General features: G+C 68.0%; 26 protein-coding genes. 14 read left to right on the forward strand and 12 right to left on the reverse strand.

Going from position 1 to position 21,094, the window contains the following annotated elements; genetic code table 11:
* The first annotated feature begins 20 nt into the window (after window positions 1-20).
* Complete coding sequence (locus tag Hhyl6_RS02570) at window positions 21-896, forward strand: class 1 fructose-bisphosphatase (protein WP_483737658.1); 876 nt, start codon at window positions 21-23, stop codon at window positions 894-896.
* On the opposite strand, the gene Hhyl6_RS02575 is transcribed toward Hhyl6_RS02570, so the two are convergent.
* On the reverse strand, window positions 890-2,899 hold the full coding sequence (locus Hhyl6_RS02575) for a PKD domain-containing protein (RefSeq protein WP_483737659.1): 2,010 nt from the start codon (window positions 2,897-2,899) through the stop codon (window positions 890-892). The two genes, Hhyl6_RS02570 and Hhyl6_RS02575, sit on opposite strands and share 7 nt — an antisense overlap.
* Before the next feature lie 112 nt (window positions 2,900-3,011).
* Here Hhyl6_RS02575 and Hhyl6_RS02580 point away from each other — a divergent pair, with 112 nt between their 5' ends.
* A complete protein-coding gene (locus tag Hhyl6_RS02580) occupies window positions 3,012-4,781 on the forward strand; it encodes an acyl-CoA carboxylase subunit beta (RefSeq protein WP_483737660.1) in 1,770 nt (589 codons plus the stop codon).
* Between the two features lie 3 nt (window positions 4,782-4,784).
* Here Hhyl6_RS02580 and Hhyl6_RS02585 read toward each other — a convergent pair whose 3' ends face one another.
* The 4 genes from Hhyl6_RS02585 to Hhyl6_RS02600 are packed head-to-tail and all read right to left on the reverse strand — an operon-like array spanning window position 4,785 to window position 6,801.
* Window positions 4,785-4,994 carry a TOBE domain-containing protein gene (locus Hhyl6_RS02585; protein ID WP_483737661.1) on the reverse strand — a complete coding sequence of 70 codons (210 nt, stop codon included), beginning with the start codon at window positions 4,992-4,994 and terminating at the stop codon, window positions 4,785-4,787.
* A gap of 56 nt (window positions 4,995-5,050) precedes the next feature.
* Window positions 5,051-5,461, reverse strand: coding sequence for a DoxX family membrane protein (locus Hhyl6_RS02590; protein WP_483737662.1), 411 nt, complete (start codon window positions 5,459-5,461; stop codon window positions 5,051-5,053).
* Window positions 5,462-5,503: 42 nt separating this feature from the next.
* A complete protein-coding gene (locus Hhyl6_RS02595) occupies window positions 5,504-6,355 on the reverse strand; it encodes a CPBP family intramembrane glutamic endopeptidase (RefSeq protein WP_483737663.1) in 852 nt (283 codons plus the stop codon).
* Window positions 6,352-6,801, reverse strand: a complete 450-nt coding sequence (locus tag Hhyl6_RS02600) for a MaoC family dehydratase (protein ID WP_483737664.1) — start codon at window positions 6,799-6,801, stop codon at window positions 6,352-6,354. Before Hhyl6_RS02600 ends, Hhyl6_RS02595 begins: the two co-directional genes overlap by 4 nt.
* A 79-nt stretch (window positions 6,802-6,880) precedes the next feature.
* Here Hhyl6_RS02600 and Hhyl6_RS02605 point away from each other — a divergent pair, with 79 nt between their 5' ends.
* From Hhyl6_RS02605 to Hhyl6_RS02615, 3 genes are all read left to right on the forward strand, one after another.
* Window positions 6,881-7,714 carry an HpcH/HpaI aldolase/citrate lyase family protein gene (locus Hhyl6_RS02605; RefSeq protein ID WP_483737665.1) on the forward strand — a complete coding sequence of 278 codons (834 nt, stop codon included), beginning with the start codon at window positions 6,881-6,883 and terminating at the stop codon, window positions 7,712-7,714.
* 95 nt (window positions 7,715-7,809) lie between these two features.
* Window positions 7,810-9,066, forward strand: a complete 1,257-nt coding sequence (locus Hhyl6_RS02610) for a Glu/Leu/Phe/Val family dehydrogenase (RefSeq protein WP_483737666.1) — start codon at window positions 7,810-7,812, stop codon at window positions 9,064-9,066.
* A 66-nt stretch (window positions 9,067-9,132) separates the two neighbouring features.
* Window positions 9,133-9,618, forward strand: a complete 486-nt coding sequence (locus tag Hhyl6_RS02615) for an SRPBCC family protein (RefSeq protein WP_483737667.1) — start codon at window positions 9,133-9,135, stop codon at window positions 9,616-9,618.
* Here the strand turns inward: Hhyl6_RS02615 and Hhyl6_RS02620 are convergent.
* Window positions 9,615-10,157 carry a hypothetical protein gene (locus Hhyl6_RS02620; protein ID WP_483737668.1) on the reverse strand — a complete coding sequence of 181 codons (543 nt, stop codon included), beginning with the start codon at window positions 10,155-10,157 and terminating at the stop codon, window positions 9,615-9,617. The two genes, Hhyl6_RS02615 and Hhyl6_RS02620, sit on opposite strands and share 4 nt — an antisense overlap.
* Before the next feature lie 128 nt (window positions 10,158-10,285).
* Here Hhyl6_RS02620 and Hhyl6_RS02625 point away from each other — a divergent pair, with 128 nt between their 5' ends.
* Both Hhyl6_RS02625 and Hhyl6_RS02630 read left to right on the forward strand, forming a co-directional pair.
* The gene (locus Hhyl6_RS02625; protein ID WP_483737669.1) at window positions 10,286-10,837 is read left to right on the forward strand and encodes an NAD(P)/FAD-dependent oxidoreductase; all 552 of its coding nucleotides are present in this window, start codon (window positions 10,286-10,288) and stop codon (window positions 10,835-10,837) included.
* Window positions 10,834-11,730 (forward strand): DMT family transporter, encoded by an 897-nt coding sequence (locus tag Hhyl6_RS02630; RefSeq protein WP_483737670.1) that lies wholly within the window; start codon window positions 10,834-10,836, stop codon window positions 11,728-11,730. Before Hhyl6_RS02625 ends, Hhyl6_RS02630 begins: the two co-directional genes overlap by 4 nt.
* Before the next feature lie 49 nt (window positions 11,731-11,779).
* On the opposite strand, the gene Hhyl6_RS02635 is transcribed toward Hhyl6_RS02630, so the two are convergent.
* On the reverse strand, window positions 11,780-12,577 hold the full coding sequence (locus Hhyl6_RS02635) for an RIO1 family regulatory kinase/ATPase domain-containing protein (protein WP_483737671.1): 798 nt from the start codon (window positions 12,575-12,577) through the stop codon (window positions 11,780-11,782).
* A gap of 78 nt (window positions 12,578-12,655) precedes the next feature.
* On the opposite strand from Hhyl6_RS02635, the gene Hhyl6_RS02640 reads away from it, so the two are divergent.
* Both Hhyl6_RS02640 and Hhyl6_RS02645 read left to right on the forward strand, forming a co-directional pair.
* Window positions 12,656-13,795: an acyl-CoA dehydrogenase family protein gene (locus Hhyl6_RS02640; RefSeq protein ID WP_483739660.1), complete on the forward strand. Its 1,140-nt coding sequence runs from the start codon at window positions 12,656-12,658 to the stop codon at window positions 13,793-13,795.
* 103 nt (window positions 13,796-13,898) lie between these two features.
* A complete protein-coding gene (locus tag Hhyl6_RS02645; protein WP_483737672.1) occupies window positions 13,899-14,141 on the forward strand; it encodes a hypothetical protein in 243 nt (80 codons plus the stop codon).
* Between the two features lie 6 nt (window positions 14,142-14,147).
* Here the strand turns inward: Hhyl6_RS02645 and Hhyl6_RS02650 are convergent, their stop codons facing one another.
* Together Hhyl6_RS02650 and Hhyl6_RS02655 are read right to left on the reverse strand one after the other, a co-directional pair.
* Window positions 14,148-14,558: a universal stress protein gene (locus Hhyl6_RS02650; RefSeq protein ID WP_483737673.1), complete on the reverse strand. Its 411-nt coding sequence runs from the start codon at window positions 14,556-14,558 to the stop codon at window positions 14,148-14,150.
* A gap of 55 nt (window positions 14,559-14,613) precedes the next feature.
* The gene (locus tag Hhyl6_RS02655; RefSeq protein WP_483737674.1) at window positions 14,614-16,071 is read right to left on the reverse strand and encodes an RtcB family protein; all 1,458 of its coding nucleotides are present in this window, start codon (window positions 16,069-16,071) and stop codon (window positions 14,614-14,616) included.
* Window positions 16,072-16,291: 220 nt separating this feature from the next.
* Here Hhyl6_RS02655 and Hhyl6_RS02660 point away from each other — a divergent pair, with 220 nt between their 5' ends.
* From Hhyl6_RS02660 to Hhyl6_RS02670, 3 genes are all read left to right on the forward strand, one after another.
* A complete protein-coding gene (locus tag Hhyl6_RS02660; RefSeq protein ID WP_483737675.1) occupies window positions 16,292-16,816 on the forward strand; it encodes a DoxX family protein in 525 nt (174 codons plus the stop codon).
* A gap of 15 nt (window positions 16,817-16,831) precedes the next feature.
* Entirely contained in the window at window positions 16,832-17,119 is a 288-nt protein-coding gene (locus Hhyl6_RS02665; protein ID WP_483737676.1) for a hypothetical protein, read from the forward strand.
* 119 nt (window positions 17,120-17,238) lie between these two features.
* Window positions 17,239-17,703: a redoxin domain-containing protein gene (locus Hhyl6_RS02670; RefSeq protein ID WP_483737677.1), complete on the forward strand. Its 465-nt coding sequence runs from the start codon at window positions 17,239-17,241 to the stop codon at window positions 17,701-17,703.
* On the opposite strand, the gene Hhyl6_RS02675 is transcribed toward Hhyl6_RS02670, so the two are convergent.
* Window positions 17,700-18,233: a GNAT family N-acetyltransferase gene (locus Hhyl6_RS02675; protein WP_483737678.1), complete on the reverse strand. Its 534-nt coding sequence runs from the start codon at window positions 18,231-18,233 to the stop codon at window positions 17,700-17,702. The genes Hhyl6_RS02670 and Hhyl6_RS02675 overlap by 4 nt on opposite strands.
* Before the next feature lie 111 nt (window positions 18,234-18,344).
* On the opposite strand from Hhyl6_RS02675, the gene nth reads away from it, so the two are divergent.
* Window positions 18,345-19,031, forward strand: coding sequence for an endonuclease III (gene nth, locus Hhyl6_RS02680; RefSeq protein ID WP_483737679.1), 687 nt, complete (start codon window positions 18,345-18,347; stop codon window positions 19,029-19,031).
* 18 nt (window positions 19,032-19,049) lie between these two features.
* Here the strand turns inward: nth and Hhyl6_RS02685 are convergent, their stop codons facing one another.
* The gene (locus tag Hhyl6_RS02685; RefSeq protein ID WP_483737680.1) at window positions 19,050-19,559 is read right to left on the reverse strand and encodes a universal stress protein; all 510 of its coding nucleotides are present in this window, start codon (window positions 19,557-19,559) and stop codon (window positions 19,050-19,052) included.
* Between the two features lie 78 nt (window positions 19,560-19,637).
* Complete coding sequence (locus Hhyl6_RS02690; RefSeq protein WP_483737681.1) at window positions 19,638-20,120, reverse strand: DUF7321 family protein; 483 nt, start codon at window positions 20,118-20,120, stop codon at window positions 19,638-19,640.
* A gap of 87 nt (window positions 20,121-20,207) precedes the next feature.
* Here Hhyl6_RS02690 and Hhyl6_RS02695 point away from each other — a divergent pair, with 87 nt between their 5' ends.
* Window positions 20,208-21,080 (forward strand): DUF7319 domain-containing protein, encoded by an 873-nt coding sequence (locus Hhyl6_RS02695; protein WP_483737682.1) that lies wholly within the window; start codon window positions 20,208-20,210, stop codon window positions 21,078-21,080.
* Window positions 21,081-21,094: the final 14 nt, after the last annotated feature.

The following is a 21,094-nucleotide window of genomic DNA, read 5'->3' on the forward strand; positions in this document are numbered from 1 at the left end:
GACACCCAGCCCCACCATAGATGAGCAAATCACTCGACGCCCCGGCCTCACAGGCCGACCGTACGGTCGCACAGGTAATCGACACAATCGCGGAGACGGCGAGCGACGTTCGGACAGCCATCGCGACGGAGCGAGAACACAGCGGTACCGTCAACCCCAGCGGCGACGAGCAACTGGCCGCCGACCTGCGGGCGGACGAACTGTTCGAGGAGCGCATCCTCGGCGTCGACGGCGTCGCGACCTACGCCAGCGAAGAGCGCTCGGAGGTCACCACCACCGACGGCCGCCTCCACGTGGCCATGGACCCGCTGGACGGGTCCTCCAACCTCGAACCCAACAGCGGCATGGGCACCATCTTCGGCGTCTACAGCGAGCGCCCGCCCACGACGGGTCGGAACCTGCTGGCGGCCGGGTTCGTCATCTACGGCCCCGTCACCTCGATGGTCGTCGCCCGCGACGACCGCGTGCGGGAGTACATCCTCGGCGAGGAGCGACGCCTCGTCGACGACGACGTGACCGTCCCCGAGGACCCCACCGTCTTCGGGTTCGGCGGCGGCGTCGACTCGTGGACGGACGACTTCACCTCGTACGCCGAGGAGATTCGCCGCGAACTCAAACTCCGATACGGCGGTGCGATGATTGCCGACATCAATCAGGTGCTCACCTACGGCGGCATCTTCGCCTACCCCGCGCTCGAATCCAGCCCCGAGGGGAAACTCCGCCTCCAGTTCGAGGGGCAACCGATGGCCTACATCATCGAGAGCGCCGGGGGCCGCTCCTCGGACGGCGAGCAGTCCCTCCTCGATTTGGACGCGGACGAACTCCACGAGCGCACCCCGCTCCACCTCGGCAACGCCGACCTCATCGACCGCCTCGAATCCGAGGTCGGTCAGTAACCGAGATATATCGCCAACGCTTTTAGCACGCTGTAGACGACCACGACGAGTCCCACCAGCGCGCCGAGTATCGTTCCGACGATGCCGTCCGGCCACAGGACCAGCGGATTCGGCACGGACGGGAGCGTCGGCAGACCCGGAACCGAGAGGCCGCCACCGCCCTTGCCGACGTTCGCGACTCTGCGACCGCCCACTTCGAGTGGCCCGGCCGTCGGCAGTTCTCTGGCGAACTCCGCCGTGCGCGTCTCGCCCGCCGGGACCGTCACCTCGCGGCTAGCGAGCGTGGTGTCGTCGAGGAAGACGGCGACGAGGTAGTCGCCCGTCGCGGTCCCCCGGTTCCGGAGTTCGACGGTGAGGACCGCTTGGTCCCCCACAGAGACGTTCGCCGGGTCGACGGTGACGTTCGTCACGCGGATGTCGGGCGTCCCGCTCTCTGCGGGCGTTGCCGTCGGGGTCGCCGTCGCCTCGGTCTGCTCGCTGTCGTCCCCGCCGTCGCCGTCCGGCTCGTCCGTCGCAGTCGCCGTCTCCGCGTCAGCGTCGTCGCCCACGCCCACCGCGAACCGCGAGAGGCCCGGCGAGGTGGCGCGGTAGACGACCCGCGACCGGTTGCTCGCGACGACGGCCGTCTCCAGCGCGGTCCACCCGCCGTCCTCGCGGTACAGCGTGACCGCGTCCGGGCCGACGCCCTGCCGGTCGAGGGCGCTCTGTTCCACGGCGAACCGAAGGGTCGCGTGCTCCGCGGGGACACCGTCGTGGTCGAGTTCGAACAGCGCCAGTCCGGTGGCCCCCGTCGCCGTCCCGAGCGAGGGCGTCCCGTTCCGTGCCCGCATCGTGACCGGGACGGTTTCGTCGGCGGGGAACGCGGCCGTGACGCGCAGGAGCGACGCGTTCGACCCCGCGACGAGCGGTTCCCGGCCGTCGCCGATGCGCTGTGCGAACCCCGTTCCGTCCACTGCCGCCGTCGCGCGGGTCCGGCCGTGGCGGGTGACGTCGACGGCCCCCGAACTCCCGTTCGCCGTGGTGACCGTCACCGTGTGGCGGGCGACGGCCGCGTTGCCGAACGGGTCGGTCACCTCGACGGCTATCTCGTGGGTGCCCGGCGTCGCGAAGGCGACGCGAACCGACGCGCCGGGGATGATGGTCCCGTCGTCGACGCGCCAGCGGTAGTCCTCGATTCGCTGGTCGTCCGTGGAGTTGGCCGCGCTGAAGTTCACCGGGACGCCGACGGTGGCGTTGCCCGGCCCGGTGAGGGTGACGTTGGGCGCGGACCCGTCGTAGCGGAACTGCTTGAGTCGACCCAACCGGATGCTGTTGCCGTGCCGGTCGGTCGCCCGCATCCAGAGAATCGAGTACCTGCCCTCCTCCGGGAAGGTGTACCGAGCGGTGTATACGGCGGTGCCGTCCACCGATTCGGTGAAGTTCGAGCGGTTCAGCGTGTCGGTGGTCGGTCCGCCGATGCTGACCCGGAGGCCGTCCAGCGGTTCGTGCGTCTCGGCGCGTATCTCGACCGTCGACTCGTTCACGCGGCGCAACTCGAAGGACCGATAGCGCGGCGTGACCGTGTCCATCCCGGAGACCGACACCGTGCCGTCGGTGAGTTCGTTGCCGGCGGCGTCGGTGATTGCGGCCCCGCTTCGGAGGCCGACGGTGACGGTGTCGCTGTCCACTCTGCCGTCCAGAGACAGGGTGACGCGGGCACCGGTTCGGTTCTCGCCGTCGGGCGACAGCGACTGAACCGAGACGTTCTCGACGACGCCCTCGGTCAGGACGAAGTCGTCGGCGCCGATGCTGTCGGTGTCGAGAGTGCCGTCGTCGTAGACGGTCACCTCGATAGTCGTCGCGTTCACCTTCGTCGCGTCCCCCCACTCCGGCGGGTCGGTGTCCGCGGCCCCGACGGGACCGGTTGCGAGGACTGCGAGGACACCGAGCAACGTCACCGCGAGTACCCGACGGCGTCGCCGGCTCGTCCTGGACCCGGTGGCTCGCGCGTCGACACCGCTCATTGCCCGGAGTTCCGCGCGACCGGTTATCAATGACCCGGCGGCATTACGAGCGATGATAATCGAGGGGGTCAGCGGGGCAACGATTGTGACCCCGGGGGTCGTGGGCCATGGTATGAAGGTTCGTATCGCCGCGGACGCGAGCCGTGACGAGGCGTCGGCAATCGCCGCCGCCGTCGCCGAACACGTCGGAGAGACAGTAGAAGTGTACGTCGGTGACGGAGACGAACCGACGTTCGTCGAGGAAGTCCTCGAAACCGACGACGAATCCGACACCGCCACTGGCGAGCGCGAGATGGACCTCGGACCGACCGACCGTGAGGAGCGCCTCCGCGAGGAGATAGCCGACATCGAGCGCGGCGGGCCGGAGAAGTACCGCGAACGCCTCGCAGAGCAGGGGAAACTGTTCGTCCGCGACCGACTGGAACTCTGGTTCGGCGAGGACGGACTGGACTTCGAGGACGGCCGGTTCGCCAACTTCGATAGCTGGCACGCCGACAGCCCCGAGGTCGACGAGTACGACGAGAACACTCGCCTCCCCGCCGACGGGATGCTCACTGGTGCGGCGACGTTCGACGGCCGCAAGGTCCACGTCGCCGCCAACGACTTCACCGTCAAGGCCGGGTCGATGGCCGAACGCGGCGTCGAGAAGTTCCTCCGCCTCCAGCAGCGCGCCCTGAAGACCGGTCGACCCGCGCTCTATCTGGTCGACTCCTCGGGCGGCCGCATCGACCAACAGACGGGCTTCTTCGCCAACAGGGAGGGTATCGGAAAGTTCTACTTCAATCACTCCATCCTCTCCGGCGCAGTCCCGCAAATCTGCGTGCTGTACGGACCCTGCATCGCCGGCGCGGCCTACACGCCCGTCTTCTCCGACTTCACCGTGATGGTCCGGGGGATGAGCGCACTGGCCATCGCCTCGCCCCGCATGGTCAAGATGGTCACCGGCGAGGAAATCGACCTCGAGACGCTGGGCGGCCCGGACGTTCACGCCAGACACTCCGGGAGCGCGGACCTCGTGGCCGACGACGAGGAACACGCCCGGGAACTCGTCGCCGACCTGATAACGTACCTGCCGGACAACGCCGACGAGAAGCCGCCGAGACAGGACGCCGTCGCGCCGGCGAAGTCCCCCGACGGACTCGACGGCGTCGTCCCCGAGGAACCGAACAAGGGCTACGACATGCACCGAGTCATCGAGCGAGTGGTCGACGGCGACTCGTTCTTCGAGTTACAACCGGAGTACGGCAAGGAGATTCTGACCGGGTTCGCCCGCGTCGACGGCCGCTCCGTCGGTATCGTCGCCAACCAGCCCGCCCAGCGCGCGGGGGCCATCTTCCCCGACGCGGCCCGCAAGGCCGCCGAGTTCGTCTGGAAGTGCGACGCCTACAACGTCCCGCTGCTGTACCTCTGTGACACGCCGGGGTTCATGGCCGGGTCCGGCGTCGAGAAAGAGGGCATCCTCGAAGCGGGCAAGAAGATGATTTACGCCACCTCCTCGGCCACCGTCCCGAAGCAGTGTGTCGTCGTCCGCAAGGCGTACGGTGCGGGCATCTACGCGATGTCCGGTCCGGCCTACGACCCCGAGTCGACGCTGGCCTTGCCGAGCGGGGAGATAGCCATCATGGGGCCGGAAGCCGCCATCAACGCCGTCTACGCGAACAAGCTCGACGCCATCGACGACCCCGAGGAGCGGGCGGAACGAGAGCGAGAACTCCGCGAGGAGTACCGGCGCGACATCGACGCCCACCGGATGGCGAGCGAAGTGGTCATCGACGAAATCGTCCCGCCGAGCGACCTGCGGGCGGAACTGGCCGCCCGCTTCGAGATGTACGAGACTGTCGAGAAAGACCGTCCCGACAAGAAGCACGGCACGGTTCTGTGAGCGTCAGTCGGTCGCTATCATCACGTCGCTGGCCTTGACGACGGCGCTGACCTCGTCGCCGGGAACGAGGTCGAGTCGCTCCGCGGAGGCGCGAGTGATGGTCGACGTCACCGTCTGTCCGTCGTCGAGTTCGAGGACGATTTCGGCCATCACGCCGTCCATCTCGACGGCGGCCACGGTTCCGCGCAGGTTGTTTCTGGCACTGAGCGCCATGGCTCTTGTTGGCTTTTCTACCATATATACCTCCCGTCAGTATCCACATCGCCGCCTCACGACGACGGCGACAGTGACCGAACCAACACCGCCGTCGCCAGCGCCGTCAGGCCGACGTCCCGTACCATCACGTCGACGAACAGACCACCGTTCGTGATGCCGACGAGGGCGAGGTACGCCGTCGTCGCGGCCAGCGAGACGGCCGCCACCCCCGCCGAAATCGTCGTGTAGCGGTCCGCGACCAACATCGCACCGAACCCGATTTCGAGGACGCCGTTGACCAGCATGAACTGAACCGGCGTGACGAGGAGCAACGGAGCTAGCCAGTCCACGACGTACGCCGCCCACGCGTCCGGTGCGAGCAGTTTGTGGACGCCAGCGAGTACGAGCATCGCGCCGAGACCGACGCGGGCGACGGCATCCGCGTCCAGCCTCTCCGCGAGTTCGGAAGCGCCTGCGGCGGCCATACCCACCCGAGGGCCGCCGGAGAGAAAACCGCTCGGACTCGCTCACTCGCTTCCGAGGGTCTGACGGGTGAGGTCCGGCGTCCCCCGGACCGCGAGTGCCGCCGTCGCGAGTCCGAACGCCAGCGCACCCGCGAGACCAACCGGACTGGCGACGAGTTCGTCGAGCGCCGGTCGCTCCGCGACGGCGTAGACGACCACGAACCCCGCAGAGCCGTTGAACACGCCGTGGAACAGCGCCGCCGCCAGCACGGACTCGGCGTGCAGGACGACGTAGGTGTACAGCGGCGAGAACGCCACGCAGGCGACCACCATCAGACCGACCCCGACGAGGGGGAACGAGGGGAAGTTGTAGCCCTCGAGGATTATCGGTGCGTGCCAGAGACCCCAGAGCGCTCCGATGGCGGCCGACGCCCGCCAGAAGCCCAGCGGTGCGAGTTCCCAGAGGAGGTACCCCCGCCAGCCGAACTCCTCCCCGAAGGCGAACACGGCGTTGACCGTGGTCCCGAGTGCGAGGACGAGGGCGAACGTGGCGAGTACTCCCACGACGCCGCCGGGAAGCGGGATTCCGGGAACCGGGTCCGCACTCGGGTCGAACGCGATACCCGGGACGGCGACCGAGAGCACCAGCGTCAGGCCGACGAGGGGAAGCGCCAACAGTACCGCGACGGCGAGCCATCGGGGCCGCCCGAGTCGCAGACCGACCGCCCTCGGGGAGACGCCGGTCGTGAGCGTGGCGGCGAGGGCGGCCACCATCGGCGTGAACATGTATATCGGTGCCAGCGCCACCATGCTGAGGCCGGTCACCAGCGACACCCCGACGAGTGCCCCGGCGGTCCCGACGAGCGCGATAGCGAACCGCGTCACCCTGTCGCCGTCGGGGCCGGTCGTGGTCACTCTTCGGCCCGTTCGACCAGCGCAGTCCGCTCGAACGAGCAGACGAGCGTGTCGTCCTGCTTGTAGACGTCGACGCGCATCGTGACGACACCGCGGTCCCCGCCGCTCGTCAGTCGCTTGTTCGTGACGGTGGACTCCGCGCGGATGGTGTCGCCGTGGAACACCGGTTCGGGGTGCTCCACGTCGTCGTACGAGAGGTTGGCGACGATGGTGCCGTCCGTCGTGTCGGGTATGGTCAGGCCGACGGCCAGCGACATCGTGTAGAGACCGTTGACGAGGCGCTCGCCGAACTGCGTCTCCGCGGCGAACTCGGCGTCCAGATGGAGCGGTTGCTGGTTCATCGTCAGGTCGCAGAACCGCTGGTTGTCGCTCTCGCTTACCGTCCGGCGCTTCTCGTGTTCGATGGTCTCTCCTTCGGTGAACTCCTCGTAGTACAGGCCGCTCATAGCGGGTGAAGGCCCGCCCCCCTCTTAGCCGTGGGGGCGAGCGCCGACACTTACGGACCGGGGACGCAAACGGGAGCGTATGCCCCGCAGAAGCATCCTGTTCTCCCCCGGCGACGAACCGGACAAACTCCGCAAGGCACCCCGAAGCGACGCCGACGTGGTGGTCTTCGACCTCGAAGACGCCGTCGTCCCCTCGGCCAAGCCCGCGGCGCGCGAGGCGGTCAGGGACGCTCTGGGCGAGGTCCGTCCGACAGACTGTGAAGTCTGTGTCCGGGTCAACGCCGTCGGCGAGGGCGCGGCCGACGACGTCGCCGTGGCCTTGGGTGGTCCGACACCGGACAGCGTGATGCTCCCGAAGACGCGCGACGGCGAGGACGTCCGGTTGCTGACCGAGATGCTCGCGGACGCCGGCGTGGACTGCCCGATACTGGCCTTGGTCGAGTCGGCGGCCGGCGTGTTGCACGCCGAAGGCATCGCCGCGGCGGACGCTACGGACGCCCTCGTCTTCGGGGCCGAGGACCTCGCCGGCGACGTCGGCGCGACCCGCAGCGAGGAGGGCCGAGAGGTCGAACACGCCCGCCAACACGTGGTCCTCGCCGCCCGCGCCGCCGACGTGACGCCAATCGACACCCACTTCCCCAACTTCACCGACGACGCCGGCCTCCGCCGTGACGCGCGACGGGCGCTCCAGTTGGGGTACGACGGCAAACTCGCCATCCACCCGGCGCAGGCGACGGTCATCAACGACGTGTTCACGCCGGACCGCGAGCGAGTCGAGTGGGCCGAGAAGATTCTCCGGGCCCAAGAGGAGGCCGAGGGCGGCGTCTTCGTCGTCGACGACGAGATGATAGACGCCCCGCAGATTCGTCAGGCCGAGCGAGTGCTGGAACGCGCGGGTCTCGACGGGGGGTAACTCCTGTCGGACGCACGTTGTAGCGATACGCACGACGGTATCGGACGACCATGGCCGGCGGCACCCTTTTGTCTCCAGTCGGCGACTGTTTGTGTATGTCTACCGAGGTGAACCCGTTCGAGAGCCTCCAGGAGCAAATCGACGACGCCGCCGCCTACCTCGAGTACTCCACCGACGTTCTCGAACGCCTGAAACACCCCGAACGCGTCCTCGAAACGACCCTCTCCGTCGAGATGGACGACGGGAGCGTCGAAGTGTTCCAAGCCTTCCGCTCGCAGTTCAACGGCGACCGCGGCCCGTACAAGGGCGGCATCCGCTATCACCCGCAGGTGTCCCGCGACGAGGTGAAGGCCCTCTCCGGGTGGATGGTGTACAAGTGTGCCGCCGTCAACATCCCCTACGGCGGCGGGAAGGGCGGCATCAAGTTCGACCCGCGCGAGTACTCCGACGGAGAGGTCGAACGCATCACGCGGTCGTTCGCCAAGGAACTCCGGCCGTTCATCGGCGAGGACCGGGACATCCCCGCGCCGGACGTCAACACCGGCCAGCGTGAGATGAACTGGATAAAGGACACCTACGAGACGCTGGAGAACACGACAGAACCCGGCGTCATCACCGGGAAAGCGCCGGAATCCGGCGGGAGCGCCGGCCGCGTCGAGGCGACGGGTCGGTCGGTAATGCTCACGACCCGCGAGGCGTTCGAGTACCTCGGGAAGGACATCGAGGACGCCACCGTCGCCGTGCAGGGGTACGGCAACGCCGGCTCTGTCGCCGCGAAACTCATCGACGATTTGGGCGCGCACGTCGTCGCCGCCTCGGACTCCTCCGGCGCCGTCTACAACCCCGACGGGTTCGACGCCCGGGAGGCGAAGGCTCACAAGAACGAGACTGGCTCCCTCGCCGGGTTCGAGGGCGCCACCGAGGAGATGAGCAACGAGGACCTCCTGACGATGGACGTCGACCTGCTCATCCCGGCGGCGCTGGAGAACGCCATCGACGGCGACGTCGCCAGCGACGTGCAGGCCGACATCATCGTCGAGGCGGCCAACGGGCCGCTGACGCCGCGCGCCGACGACGTGTTACGTGACCGAGACGTCGCCGTCTTCCCCGACATCCTCGCGAACGCCGGCGGCGTGACGGTGTCGTACTTCGAGTGGGTCCAGAACCGCCAGCGGTTCTACTGGGACGAACAGCGCGTCAACGACGAACTCGAACGGGTCATCACGACGGCGTTCGACGACCTCGTCGACACCTACGAGCGCACCGAGACCGAGGACTTCCGGACCGCGATGTACGTCGTCGCCATCGAGCGGGTCGTCGACGCCGCCGAGGAAGCCGGCATCTGGCCCTGAGCGGGCGTCCCGCCGTGGTCTCGCAGGCACCGCCGCAGTTTTCCCCCTGACGCCCCAACGTCGACTATGCCCGTCTTCGAACGCGAGGTCCGCGTGTCGGCACCGCTGTCCGAGGTGTGGGAGTTCCACTCGACGGCCGACGGTCTCGTCGCCCTGACGCCAGACTGGATGAACCTTCGGGTAGAGGAGACGCGCGGTCCGGACGGAGAGCCAGACCCCGAGGTCCTGGAGCCGGGGTCGGTCGTCGTCTCCTCGGTCAAACCGTTCGGCGTCGCACCGAGACAGCGGTGGGTCTCGGAAATCGTCGCTCGCGAGGAGAGCGAGGACGAGGCCATGTTCCGCGACGTGATGGTCGAGGGACCGTTCCCGGAGTGGGAACACACCCACCGGTTCCGGGCGGACGGCGACGACGCCACTATCGTCCACGACCGGGTGGAGTACGAACTCCCCGGCGGTCCGGTGGGGCGGGCGGTCGGTCCCCTCGGCTTCCTCGGGATGGAACCGATGTTCCGGTACCGCCACCGCGAGACGAGGGCGTTGCTCGAAGCCTAACCGTCCAGGTACTGCGTCTCTGTCTCCTCGACGGCCACGGGGACCTCCCGAACTGCCGACCGGCCGTCGAGGTCGACGGTCACGGTCATCGTCCGGGGTGCCACCGACAGCACCCGGTCGAGCGGGACCGTCGGTTCGCTCACGACCTCACCGTCTCGATTCCGGGTGACCCCGTAGTCGACGGTGACCACGAGGCCGAACGCGAGGCTCCGTATCCCCCGTCCGAGACCGGGGTCAGGTTCGCCCAGTCTGTCCTCGACGACGGAGAGGACCGTCTCGGCGGCGTGTTCGAACGCCGTCCATCGGACCCACTCGTCGAACGGTCGCGCCTCGCCGTCCTCGCGCACGGCGTCTCGGTCGGGGAGGTACGTGACCGCGTCGCGGTCGACGGCCGCCGTCGTCTCGACCGGGGCACCGCTTGGGCGGTGGAGGGCCCCGTCCGCGGCGATGTCCGCTCTGGTCGCGTCCGCGACGGCGGTGGCACCGACCAGCGCCGCTAGCCCGCCGCCGATGGCGGCGAGGTAGTGTCGTCGGTTCACGGCTGGACTGTCGCACAGTTCGAGAATAAGCCTTCAGATAGGTTCGACGGCGTTTGTAGCGTCCGTCCGTGGACACCCCGACCATCCACGGGCGTACATTTATCCAGCCCTGTGACCCATTGCCACCCATGACGGACGTACTGGTCGTCGGCGGGGGTCCCGCCGGCCTGAGCGCCGCACTGTTCACAGCCAAGAACGGCCTCGACACGGTGGTCTACGACACCGACGAGACATGGCTCCACAGCGCGCACCTGTTCAACTACCTCGGCATCGAGTCGAGGGACGGCGAGGCGTTCCTCGAAGACGCTCGCGAACAGGTCGAGAGCTTCGATGCCGCGATTCACCAGCAGGAGGTCACAGCCGTCGAGGCGGCCGACGACGGGTTCGTCGTCACCACCGAGGACGGCGAGGCCAAGGGGACGTATCTCGTCCTCGCGACCGGGACCGACCGCTCGCTGGCGGAGGAACTGGGCTGTGACTTCGACGGCGACGTCGTGGACGTGACCGTCTCGATGGAGACCAGCGTCGAGGACGCCTACGCGACCGGAGCGATGGTCCGAGACCAGGAGTGGCAGGCCATCATCTCGGCGGGCGACGGCGGTGCCGCCGCGCTCGATATTCTCTCGAAGGAGGAGGGTGAGCACTTCCACGACTTCGACACCCCGGACGACGCCGAGTGAGCGACCCGGAGATAGACCCCCGAATCGCCCTCGTCGTCGCCGTCCTCGCGGTCAGCACCAGCGCGATTCTGGTCCGGGCGAGCGACGCGCCCGCGAGCGTCGCGGCCCTCCACCGAGTCGTCCTGACGACGCTCATCGTCGCACCGCTGGCGGTGTGGCACGACCCCGGTGCCTTCTCGCGGTTGGCGCCCCGCGACGTGGTAGCGGCCGCCGCTACCGGCGTCGCTCTCGCGGTGCACTTCGCGGCGTGGTTCGAGAGCCTCGCGTGGACCAGCGTCGCGGCGTCCGTGACGCTCGTGCAGTCACAACCGCTGTTCGTCGCCGTCGGGGCGTGGGCGCTCCTCGACGAACGCGTCACCATCGGGACGGCCGCCGGCATCCTCGTCGCCGTCGGCGGCATCGCGGTGATGTCGCTCGGCGAACTGCTGGGCGGGGGCGGCGTCGGCCCGAACCCGCTGTACGGCAACGCGCTGGCGCTGGTGGGTGGCGTGATGGCCGCCGCGTACGTGCTGGCCGGCCGGTCGCTCCGCCAGCGGTTCCCCCTGCTCCCGTACGTCACCGTCGTCTACGCCGTCGCGGGAGCCTGCTTGCTCGTCTTCGTCGTCGGGAGCGGGCACCCGGTCTTCGACTGGCCGCCGCGAGAGTGGCTCTTGTTCCTGCTCATGGCCGTCGGGCCGGGCGTGTTCGGTCACACGGTGCTGAACTGGTCGCTCGGCCACGTCGAGTCCAGTCTCGTGAGCGTCTCGCTGCTCGGCGAACCCATCGGCAGCGCCCTCTTGGCACTGCTCTTGCTCGCCGAGGTGCCCGGCCCGTGGACGCTCGCGGGCGGCGTCGTCGTCCTCGCGGGCATCGGCGTCACGGCCCGCAGTCGGTCGACGCCGGTGCCGGACTGACCGCTGGCGTGGGTGCCGACGCCCACGCCGTCCGTGAGGTGTTCGTCTCTCAACTGGCGCGCTGTTCCACCGCGCCGCGGATGGCCGCCGCGTCGAAGTCGTGGTCCGGCCGGATGTTGACGAAGTCGAGGAACTCCTCGGCGGCCAGCAGTTCGTCGACACTGTAGTACTGCGCCGCGGCCGCGACGGCCCGGCGGGCGCCGACCAGCGGTTCCAGCGCCCCCAGCGCGCAGGCGAGGTCGTAGGCGCGTGCGTCGTCGATGGCCGCCTCGCGGACGCTGGTCGCGTCGATGAAGTAGAGGGCGTCGTCGGCGACGAGGACGTTCTCACACCGGAAGTCGCCGTGTGCGAGACCGTCCTCGTGCATCCGGTGGAGGTAGTCGAACACCGTCGGCGCGTGCCGGTCGACGGCCTCGGTCGACAGGTCGTCCAGCGTCTCGAACTCCCGCAGGTACTCGAAGACGAGGACGCCCATCCCCTCGTATTCGAAGGCTTCGATGGGTTCGGGCGCGTTCACGCCCAGTTCCCGCATCCGCTCGGTCGCTTCGAGTTCGTGTTCGGCCATCTGGGCCGGCGTCCCGAAGTGTTCGAAGAACCCCTCGGTGCCGGCGGAGAACGCCCCGAGGTTGCGGCCCGTCGTCAGGAGCGCGTGGACCAGCGAGTTCTGCTGGGTGATGACCTTGACGAACCAGCGGTCCGAGACGACGAACGGCGTCGAGAGCCAGTTGTCCGCCTCCAGAAACGTCACTCGGCCGGACGGCTCGTCGTACCGGTCGAGGACCGCACGGGCCACGCCCTCCAGTTGGTCCCACGGGACGGTCCCCCGCAGAAGTCGTCGGAACGCCATCGTCGGGACGGAGGCGAGGCGGGCGGATAGGGCTTGTGTCCCCCATGGTATTTGATGGCAGAACCCGTAGCCCGGGGCATGGACTTCACCCTCCCAGCGGAGCATCGGATGATTCGGGACTCGGTACGGGAGTTCTGCGACGAGGAGATAGCCCCCATCGCCCAAGACATCGAGGACGAACACCGCTTCCCCGCCGAGGTGTTCGACGAACTCGCGGAACTGGACGTGATGGGCGTCCCCATCTCCGAGGAGTGGGGCGGTCTGGGCGGCGACCAGTTGATGTACGCGCTGGTCTGTGAGGAACTGGGCCGAGTCTCCGGTTCTGTCGGCCTCTCGTACGCCGCTCACGTCTCGCTGGGGTCGAAGCCCATCGAACTGTTCGGCACCGACGCTCAGAAGGAGCGATGGCTCGAACCGCTGGCGAGGGGGGACCACCTGGGGTCGTGGGCGCTGACCGAACCCGGGAGCGGGAGCGACGCCAGCGACATGGACACGATGGCCGAGAAAGAGGGCGACGAGTGGGTGCTGAACGGCACCAAGCAGTTCATCACCAACGCCTCCGTCGCCGGGTCGATTCTCGTGAAGGCCGTCACCGACCCCGGCGCCGGGTACGACGGCATCTCGACGTTCGTCGTCGGCCCCGAGGACGACGGCTGGGAGGTCACGACGGTCTGGGACAAGATGGGGCTGAACGCCTCGCCCACCTGCGAACTGCTGTTCGACGACTGCCGGATTCCCGAGGACCGCCTGCTCGGCGCGGAGGGCGAGGGCTGGAACCAGACCCTCAAGACGCTCAACGGCGGGCGCATCTCCATCGCCGGGCTGTCGGTGGGGCTGGCACAGGGTGCCTACGAGGCCGCGAAGTCCTACGCGACGGAACGCGAGCAGTTCGACCAGCCCATCTCGAAGTTCGACGCCGTGCGCGACAAGATAGTCGAGATGGACCGCAAGATAGAGCGCGCTCGCCTGCTGACCCACAAGGCCGCGACGATGTACGACAACGGGGAGGACACCACGCGCATCTCCTCGCTGGCGAAACTCGACGCGAGCGAAATCTGCCGGGAAGTCGCGGAGGACGCCGTCCAAGTCCTCGGCGGGTACGGCTACACCACCGACTTCGCGCCCCAGCGGTTCTACCGCGACGCCAAACTGATGGAGATTGGCGAGGGGACGAGCGAGATTCAGCGACTGGTCCTCGGTCGCGAGTTGGGCCTCTAACGCGTCCCACTCGGTGTCGGATACGTACCAGAGACCGTCGGTTGGGAGCCACGTCGTCGCCAGAACGGGAAAGCCTATGACGGAAGGGTGGGCCTACCGCCGCATGGACGTGCCGAAACGACCGCCGCTCAGCGAGGACGCGCTGGACCAACTCGCCGGCCTCACGGGCATCGGATGGACCACCTCTGCGCTCGGGTTCGTCACCACGCTCGTCGGGTACGGGAACAGCGTCCTCAGCCGATTCGCCGCAGACCCGTGGACGTTCCTGTACGTCGCCGCCGCCTTCTTCGTGGCGACGCTGGGACTCGACCGACTCGCGGACGCCATCGCCGAACGGGAGCGCTGAGGCGACTCAGTCCGCACTGTCCGGAACGATGGTGACCGGCACCGACGCCGCGTCGACGACGGAGAAGGCCGCGTTGCCGTTCGCGAGCCGTCCTCTGAGCCCCTTGGACTCGTGCCCCATGACGATGTGCGTGATGTCGACGTCGGCCGCGACTTCCAGCAGTTCGTGCGCGACGCGGGTCCCCTCGCGCGTCCCCGACCGACCGACGTGTTCCAGCGCCACCGTCGCCACCACAGACTCGTCGGCCAGTCGGCGTCGGAGCCTGTCTCTGACCTGTTTGGCCTCCGCGTCGGCCAGTTCGTCGTCCAGTAGGTGGACGACGTACAGTTCCTCACCGAGCGCGTCGCCCAATCTGACGGCAACATCGAGGACCCCGTCGGACACCGCGTCCTCCGCGACGGCAACGAGGATGGTCATATGCGAGTCCACGAGTCCAGACGGCTATTAGTTTTCGACGGACTAATACGAGTGGTCAGGACGTGGCCTTCAGGTTGTGGACCGGGTCCAGCCACTCGACCACCTCGGCGGTGGGTTCGAGCGCCGCGACGATTCGCTCGGCGTCCTTGTAGGCCATGGGCGCCTCGTCGCGGACACTCTCGACGACGGACTCGGAGTAGACGTCCCCCATCGCGTCGGCGAACTCGTCCATGTCGACCACGTCGTGGGCCTCGCTCCGACTCATCACCCGACCGGCCCCGTGCGGTGCGGTCTGATGGTAGGCCTCGTTGCCCTTCCCGCGTGCGAGGACCGACCCCTCGGCCATGTTGAACGGCACGACGAGTCGCTGACCCTCGCGGGCGGGCGTCGCCCCCTTCCGGACGGTGAGGTCCCTGAAGTCGACGTAGTTGTGGACGCTCTGGAACCGGTCGACCGGGTCCACGCCCAACGCCTCGCATATGGCGTCGCTCATCAACTCGCGGTTCCAACGGGCGTACTGCTGGGCGAACAGCATGTCGACGTAGTAGCCGTGGGCCTCCCGCCCCTCTAGCCAGTCGAGGTCGGTGTCCCGGTCGCCGTCGTCGCCGACGTGTGGACCGAGCGACCCCAGCGCGTCGAAGGCGTCCTCGATGTCGCGCCCGTCGAGTTCCCGGCGGAGGCGGTCCTTCTGGATGTGGGACTCGCCCTTCCCGCCCGTGACCCACTCGTAGAGGTCGGCGTCGCTCACCGTCTCGGGGTCGAACGTCAGGAACTCGGCGTACCGCTCGGGAATCTCCTCGCGGATGCCGCCGATGGTGCGCCGGTCCGTGGCCTTGGACTGCCAGTACTCCGCGACGGACTTCCCGAGGTAGCGCGACCCGCTGTGGACGACCAGCCAGTAGTCGCCGTTCCCGCGTGCGCGTGCGAACTCCACGAAGTGGTTGCCGCCGCCGAGCGTCCCCGCGCTCTTGATGACGTGGCCCATGCCCTGTCGCTGGTCGGCGAGGACGCGGTCACAGAGCGCCTCGAAGTAGTCGCCGTCGTAGCCGCCGAAGTCGAACTCGATAGGGTCGATACGCTCGCCGAACTGCTCGGTGACGGCGTCGTCGAACTGCTCGAACACGCGGTTGGCTCGCTTGAACGGGAACTCTTCGACGAGGTGCGGGGCGTCGTCGTAGTCGTGGACCGACCGGCCCATCGGGACGGCCGCGCGCACCCGTCGCTCTCGCTCGGCGTCCGAGAGTGGGAGTTCGGGACCGAGGTTCGTCGCGGCCATCCCGCAGCCGACGTCGACGCCGACGACGTTGGGGACGATGCGGTCGCCCAGCGGCATCGTGAAGCCGATTGGTGCGCCGGCACCCCAGTGCGTATCGGGCATCACGCGGACCGGTTCGGTGAACGCCGGGTGGTCGACGAGCCGTTGAATCTGGTCGCGACACCCGGCCTCGACCAGCGACTCGTCCTCGACCATCACGCGCGCCGTCGTGTACGCACCGTCCAACTCCAGTGGCATCTCTCCCGATGGTAGTCGAGTCGGTGTGTTGAACCTCACGGTGGGACGGTGGCCGGTGACACTCCGCGTCCGACATAAAAACCCGCAACCGAACGGGACGCAATCACCGAAAATGCACAATTCTACATTCTCAGGCCCGCAGAACCGTTTTCAGTCCTTGGGAACTCGCGTCTGTTTATATGGGGTAGCCCTGCACAAATCCACATGTGAGGTAACGACGATGTCCTACCAAGCAACCAACCCACTGGCCGACGAGTTCGAACTCGCGCTGGACGGGCCGTTGACGGCGTACTGGCTGGCGCTCCTGAGAGTGGTCACCGGATGGTGGTTCTTCCACGCCGGCGTGACCAAGCTCATCGAAGACGGGCTGGCTTTCGGCTACGGTCCCGCATACATGCAGCAGATGACCGGCACCGCGCTGGGTCCCATCCCGGTCTGGATGGGGAACAACCTCGCGTGGCTCATCGCGCCCGGCGTCCCGCTGTTCGAGACGCTCATCGGACTAGCGCTGATGGTCGGCGCACTGACCCGACTGGCGGCCTTCGGCGGGGTCATCTTCATGACCCTGTTCTGGGTCGGCAACGCGGGCTTCGGGCACGGCCTGGTCAACAGTGACCTGATGGGCCTGCTCCTGTTCGCGACGATGATAGTCGTCGGCGCCGGCCGGTACTACGGCCTCGACGCCATCATCGAGAAGTTGGAGTTCGTCCAGAAGCGACCGAAGCTCCGGTACATACTCGGCTAACGAGGTGACAACACCATGACTGACATAATCGACAAGGCGGCAATGGCACTGAGCGGCGGACTGATGCTGTTGGGCATCGTCGTGCTCGGCATCGTAGAGACGCTCGCGGGCCCGCCCTACGGGGCGGCCCCAGTGACGAACGACGCGGGCGAAATCGTGGCCACGCCGATGGTCGACCCGACCATCCGGACCGGCCTCGTCATCCTCGGACTGGTCGTGTTAGGCCTGTACGCGGCCTACAAGTTGGCGACCCCGGTCGAAGACGCCGACACGGCCAAGGGCCACGAGACGATGGCCGACTGAGCCCCGAGTTCGACGACCCCTCATCCCTCCTCCGGTATCCACTCGTCGAGCGACGGCCGTCGCGTCGGCCGGTTAGCGAGCGCCCGTAGACTTTTTTCGTCGTCGCTCGTCGGGCCGGTATGCTCGATGCTGGCGACCCAGCACCGGACTTCGACCTCGACGGCACCGCCGGTGCCGGCATCGGTTCGTACCGACTCTCCGCGGCGGCGTCGCAGGTCCCGGTGCTGGTCGCGTTCTACACGGCCGACTTCGCGCCGGCCTGCACCGCCTACCTCGAAGCGCTCCGTGACACCGACTGGGGGTCACTGACCGACGCCATCGCCGTCTTCGGCGTCGCCCCCGGGAGCCTCGACGACCACCGGGCGTTCGCCGCCGACCTCGACCTCCCGTTCCCGTTGCTGGTCGACCACGCCGGCATCGACGCGCAGTTCGGCGTCCAGCGACCCGACGGGACGACTCGGCGGGCGGCGTTCCTCGTCGACGGGCGCTGTCGGGTCCGGTTCGCGTGGGCCGACGACCCGGAACGGTCGCCGGACGCGCCGCCGGACGTCGGCCCGGTACGAGACGCCGTCGCGTCGCTCTAGTCCCGCCACTCCGGTTCGAGGAGGCCGTAGACGTGGACGTCCTCGTGGGAGCCATCGCGGTACCAGTGGTCCCGAAGCACGCCCTCTTGCTCGAACCCGACCTTTTCGAGGACCCGTTTCGAGCCCACGTTACTGGCGAAGGCCTTCGCCTGTATCCGGTGGAGGCGAAGTTCGGTGAAGGCGTAGTCGGCGAGAGTGCGTGCCGCGTCGGTGGCGTAGCCGTGACCCCACGCGTCGGCGGCGACGTAGTACCCGAGTTCGCCGGTGCCGGCCCGTTCGTCGACGCCGTCCAGCCCCACCGTGCCGACCGGGTCGCCGCCGGCGCAGACGAGGAGGTGGACGTCGTCGGCGTCGGGGTCGCTAACGGAGTCGACCCACTCGCGTTCTGCCTGTGCGCTCTTCGGGCGGGCGAAGGCGAGTCCCGCACGGACCGCCGGGTCGTTGACGGTCTCACAGAGGAACTCGACGTCGGCGTCTTCGACGACGTGGAGCGTCACGTCCTCGCCGTGGAGGAAGGCTGGGCCGGGCATACGCCCCAATCGGAGGTGCCGGCCAACAACGTTTCGGTTGAGTGACACGGAACCGCACACCCACCTGCCGGGAGCGATAGCGCAAAGAGTGGGCCGCCCCGTCGTAGAGCCATGGGAACACCGCTGGCGAGTCGCGAGGCGCAGGCCGAGGAAGTCGTCGAGCGACTGCACGAGGAGTATCCGGACTCGACCATCTCGCTGAACTACTCGAACCGGCTGGAACTACTGGTCGCCGTCGTCCTCTCGGCGCAGTGTACCGACGAGCGAGTGAACGAGGTGACACAGGACCTCTTCGAGAAGTACCAGACTGCGGCCGACTACGCGGAGGCCAGCGAAGACGAACTCGCCGACGACATCTACGGCATCACCTTCCACAACAACAAGGGCGGCTACCTCAAGGGCATCGGCGAGAAACTCGTCGCGGAACACGGCGGCGAGGTGCCCGACGAGATGTCGGCCCTGACCGACCTCCCCGGCGTCGGGCGGAAGACGGCCAACGTCGTCCTCCAACACGGTCACGACGTCGTCGAGGGTATCGTCGTCGACACGCACGTCCAGCGCCTCTCACGGCGTCTCGGTCTCACCGAGGCGGAGCGCCCGGAGGCCATCGAAACGGACCTGCTGGACGTGGTGCCCGAACCCGAGTGGCAGCAGTTCACCCACCTGCTCATCGACCACGGACGAGCGGTGTGCGGCGCTCGCACCGCCGAGTGCGGCGAGTGCGTGCTGGCCGACATCTGCCCCTCCGAGAAGGGCGACAGCGACGTCGACCTCGCCTCCGGCGAGGCGTGGGACTGAGCGGACGGACCGCGGGAGCTACGACTCCACTTCGAGGCGGACGGTCAACACGGGGACGTCGGCGCTCCGGACGACCTTCTCGGTGACGCTACCGAGCAGGAAGCGGTCGATGCCGCGTCGGCCGTGGGTGGGCATCACGATGGCGTCTACGTCCGCCTCCTCGGCGTAGTCGAGGATGGCCCGGTACGGATTGCCGCGGCGGACCGCCGTCACCGTCTCGACGTCGTGGTCAGCGAACGCCTCGCTGGTGGCCTCGACGAGGTTCTCGCCCGCCGCTTCCAGTTCTCGCATCCTGTCGCTCCCCGTCTCGGTCATCCCCGATTCGCGCTCTATCTCGTCGGGTTTGACCATCCCGGAGGACCCGGTGTCGTCGTCGTGCATCACCAGATGCGACGCCTCGTGCTCGCTGTCTGCGACGTAGAGCACGTGGACCGTCGCTCCGCACAGCGACGCGAGGTCTATCGTCTGGTTCATCGCCGCCTCGGCACCGGGACTCCCGTCGGTCGGAAAGAGAATGCGCTCGTACATGGCCCTTCATCGACAGTTTCGTGGCATCTCGTTGTCAATCTATCGTCGACCGGTCGTCGCGCAGGTTCCGCCGGCCCGTCAGACCACGTACCGAAGGACGTAGCGGGCCGCACCGACGACGTAGGCGAGCATCCAGAAGATTACGTAACCGAACACGCCGATGCGCAGGCGGGAGCGCCAGTGGCCCATCCGCTCGCCGCCGATTTCGTCTATCAGCACGTCCTCGTCGTAGTCGTTGTACAGGTCGTGTCGCCGCTTCGCGCGGAAGATTCGCACGATACCGGTCCCCCCGAACAGGAGGAGTGCGTACGCCTGTAGGCCGAGGTACGCGTGGACCGCCGAGAGGCCGCCCAACTGCTCGGGCAACCGGGGTGCCATCCAAAGCAGCATCGGCACCGTCGTCAGGACCAGTCCCGTGACCACGAACTTCAGGTGGTGCATCAGGACCCCCCACGTGACGGGTTCCGTCTCGATGATGTAGTACGCGCCGTAGACGAAACAGGGAAAACTCAGCGTCACCGACACGAGCGCGACAGTGGCCACGACGCCCTCCGACACCATAGCCGGTCGTTAGGACACGACGCGCTAAAACGTGCCGGATACGGAAGGTCAGAAGGTGTAAGTCGGAGGAATCCCTATCTGTCCCCAATGGCAGACTCCGACTCGACGTCGCCCGAGGCGGACGCCCGCGAGGACGCGTCGGACCCCGAGCGGTCTCGACCGGCACAGGCGGCGAGCGAGGGAGTGGAGACGGACGACCTCGACACCGAGGCCCTCCGCGAGCAGGTAGAGGAGAAGTACGACTTCGACAACTTCGGACCGGCGGACATGGCCGAGATGACCGCCGAGGAGTGGGAGGTCGCCTTCGACGAGGACTCGTGGATTACGGGCGAGGAACTGCTGGACCGGGTGGCTCGGGACCTCCGCAACCGGGTGGCGACCCGGGACGTGTTCGCCCGCATCGAGCGACACCGGACTCCCCCGCGGGTGCTGGCGTACTCCGACGAGGGCTACGCCGTCGTCTACCCCGACGGGAGCGTCGAGGGTGAGGGGACCGTCCTCCGGGACGTCAAACCGACCGTCGCGCTCTGCTCGATGGACTCCTACGACCCGCCGGAGTCGGTGCCGGACAACCCGCTCCCCCAACCCGAAGCAGTGCCCGAAGGCGGCGGGGAGTTGGGCAACCGGATGCTACAGGTCATCGCGGGGGCCCAACTGCTCGCCGGCCTCGCGCTCATGGGCGGCGGCGTCCTCGCCGTGGCGGGCGTCCTCGGCGGCCCGGGGACGAACGTCGTCGCGCTGTTCGTCGCGGGACTGGCGTTCGTCGGCATCGCGTTGGTGCTCTTTTTCACCGTTGCGAACGCGCGACTGTCCGACAAGTTCCGGGCCGAGGAGTACCGGGACCGACTCAGAGCGGTCGGCCTCGAAGACGGGGAGCGACCCGACTTCGTCCCGGAGCTAGACCCCCAGAACGGAGGGGACGAAAGCGAGAGCGCCGAAGCCGACGAAGCCGGGGCGTGACGGTGCCTGCGGGC

The organism is Haloarcula sp. H-hyl6 (assembly GCF_056934455.1).

Bases quoted from the DNA above. Each gene is read 5' to 3' on its own strand.
- Hhyl6_RS02570 (WP_483737658.1), top strand. From the start codon at position 21: ATGAGCAAATCACTCGACGCCCCGGCCTCACAGGCCGACCGTACGGTC.
- Hhyl6_RS02575 (WP_483737659.1), bottom strand. From the start codon at position 2,899: ATGAGCGGTGTCGACGCGCGAGCCACCGGGTCCAGGACGAGCCGGCGA.
- Hhyl6_RS02580 (WP_483737660.1), top strand. From the start codon at position 3,012: ATGAAGGTTCGTATCGCCGCGGACGCGAGCCGTGACGAGGCGTCGGCA.
- Hhyl6_RS02585 (WP_483737661.1), bottom strand. From the start codon at position 4,994: ATGGCGCTCAGTGCCAGAAACAACCTGCGCGGAACCGTGGCCGCCGTC.
- Hhyl6_RS02590 (WP_483737662.1), bottom strand. From the start codon at position 5,461: ATGGCCGCCGCAGGCGCTTCCGAACTCGCGGAGAGGCTGGACGCGGAT.
- Hhyl6_RS02600 (WP_483737664.1), bottom strand. From the start codon at position 6,801: ATGAGCGGCCTGTACTACGAGGAGTTCACCGAAGGAGAGACCATCGAA.
- Hhyl6_RS02605 (WP_483737665.1), top strand. From the start codon at position 6,881: ATGCCCCGCAGAAGCATCCTGTTCTCCCCCGGCGACGAACCGGACAAA.
- Hhyl6_RS02610 (WP_483737666.1), top strand. From the start codon at position 7,810: ATGTCTACCGAGGTGAACCCGTTCGAGAGCCTCCAGGAGCAAATCGAC.
- Hhyl6_RS02615 (WP_483737667.1), top strand. From the start codon at position 9,133: ATGCCCGTCTTCGAACGCGAGGTCCGCGTGTCGGCACCGCTGTCCGAG.
- Hhyl6_RS02625 (WP_483737669.1), top strand. From the start codon at position 10,286: ATGACGGACGTACTGGTCGTCGGCGGGGGTCCCGCCGGCCTGAGCGCC.
- Hhyl6_RS02635 (WP_483737671.1), bottom strand. From the start codon at position 12,577: ATGGCGTTCCGACGACTTCTGCGGGGGACCGTCCCGTGGGACCAACTG.
- Hhyl6_RS02640 (WP_483739660.1), top strand. From the start codon at position 12,656: ATGGACTTCACCCTCCCAGCGGAGCATCGGATGATTCGGGACTCGGTA.
- Hhyl6_RS02645 (WP_483737672.1), top strand. From the start codon at position 13,899: ATGGACGTGCCGAAACGACCGCCGCTCAGCGAGGACGCGCTGGACCAA.
- Hhyl6_RS02650 (WP_483737673.1), bottom strand. From the start codon at position 14,558: ATGACCATCCTCGTTGCCGTCGCGGAGGACGCGGTGTCCGACGGGGTC.
- Hhyl6_RS02655 (WP_483737674.1), bottom strand. From the start codon at position 16,071: ATGCCACTGGAGTTGGACGGTGCGTACACGACGGCGCGCGTGATGGTC.
- Hhyl6_RS02660 (WP_483737675.1), top strand. From the start codon at position 16,292: ATGTCCTACCAAGCAACCAACCCACTGGCCGACGAGTTCGAACTCGCG.
- Hhyl6_RS02665 (WP_483737676.1), top strand. From the start codon at position 16,832: ATGACTGACATAATCGACAAGGCGGCAATGGCACTGAGCGGCGGACTG.
- Hhyl6_RS02670 (WP_483737677.1), top strand. From the start codon at position 17,239: ATGCTCGATGCTGGCGACCCAGCACCGGACTTCGACCTCGACGGCACC.
- Hhyl6_RS02675 (WP_483737678.1), bottom strand. From the start codon at position 18,233: ATGCCCGGCCCAGCCTTCCTCCACGGCGAGGACGTGACGCTCCACGTC.
- nth (WP_483737679.1), top strand. From the start codon at position 18,345: ATGGGAACACCGCTGGCGAGTCGCGAGGCGCAGGCCGAGGAAGTCGTC.
- Hhyl6_RS02685 (WP_483737680.1), bottom strand. From the start codon at position 19,559: ATGTACGAGCGCATTCTCTTTCCGACCGACGGGAGTCCCGGTGCCGAG.
- Hhyl6_RS02690 (WP_483737681.1), bottom strand. From the start codon at position 20,120: ATGGTGTCGGAGGGCGTCGTGGCCACTGTCGCGCTCGTGTCGGTGACG.
- Hhyl6_RS02695 (WP_483737682.1), top strand. From the start codon at position 20,208: ATGGCAGACTCCGACTCGACGTCGCCCGAGGCGGACGCCCGCGAGGAC.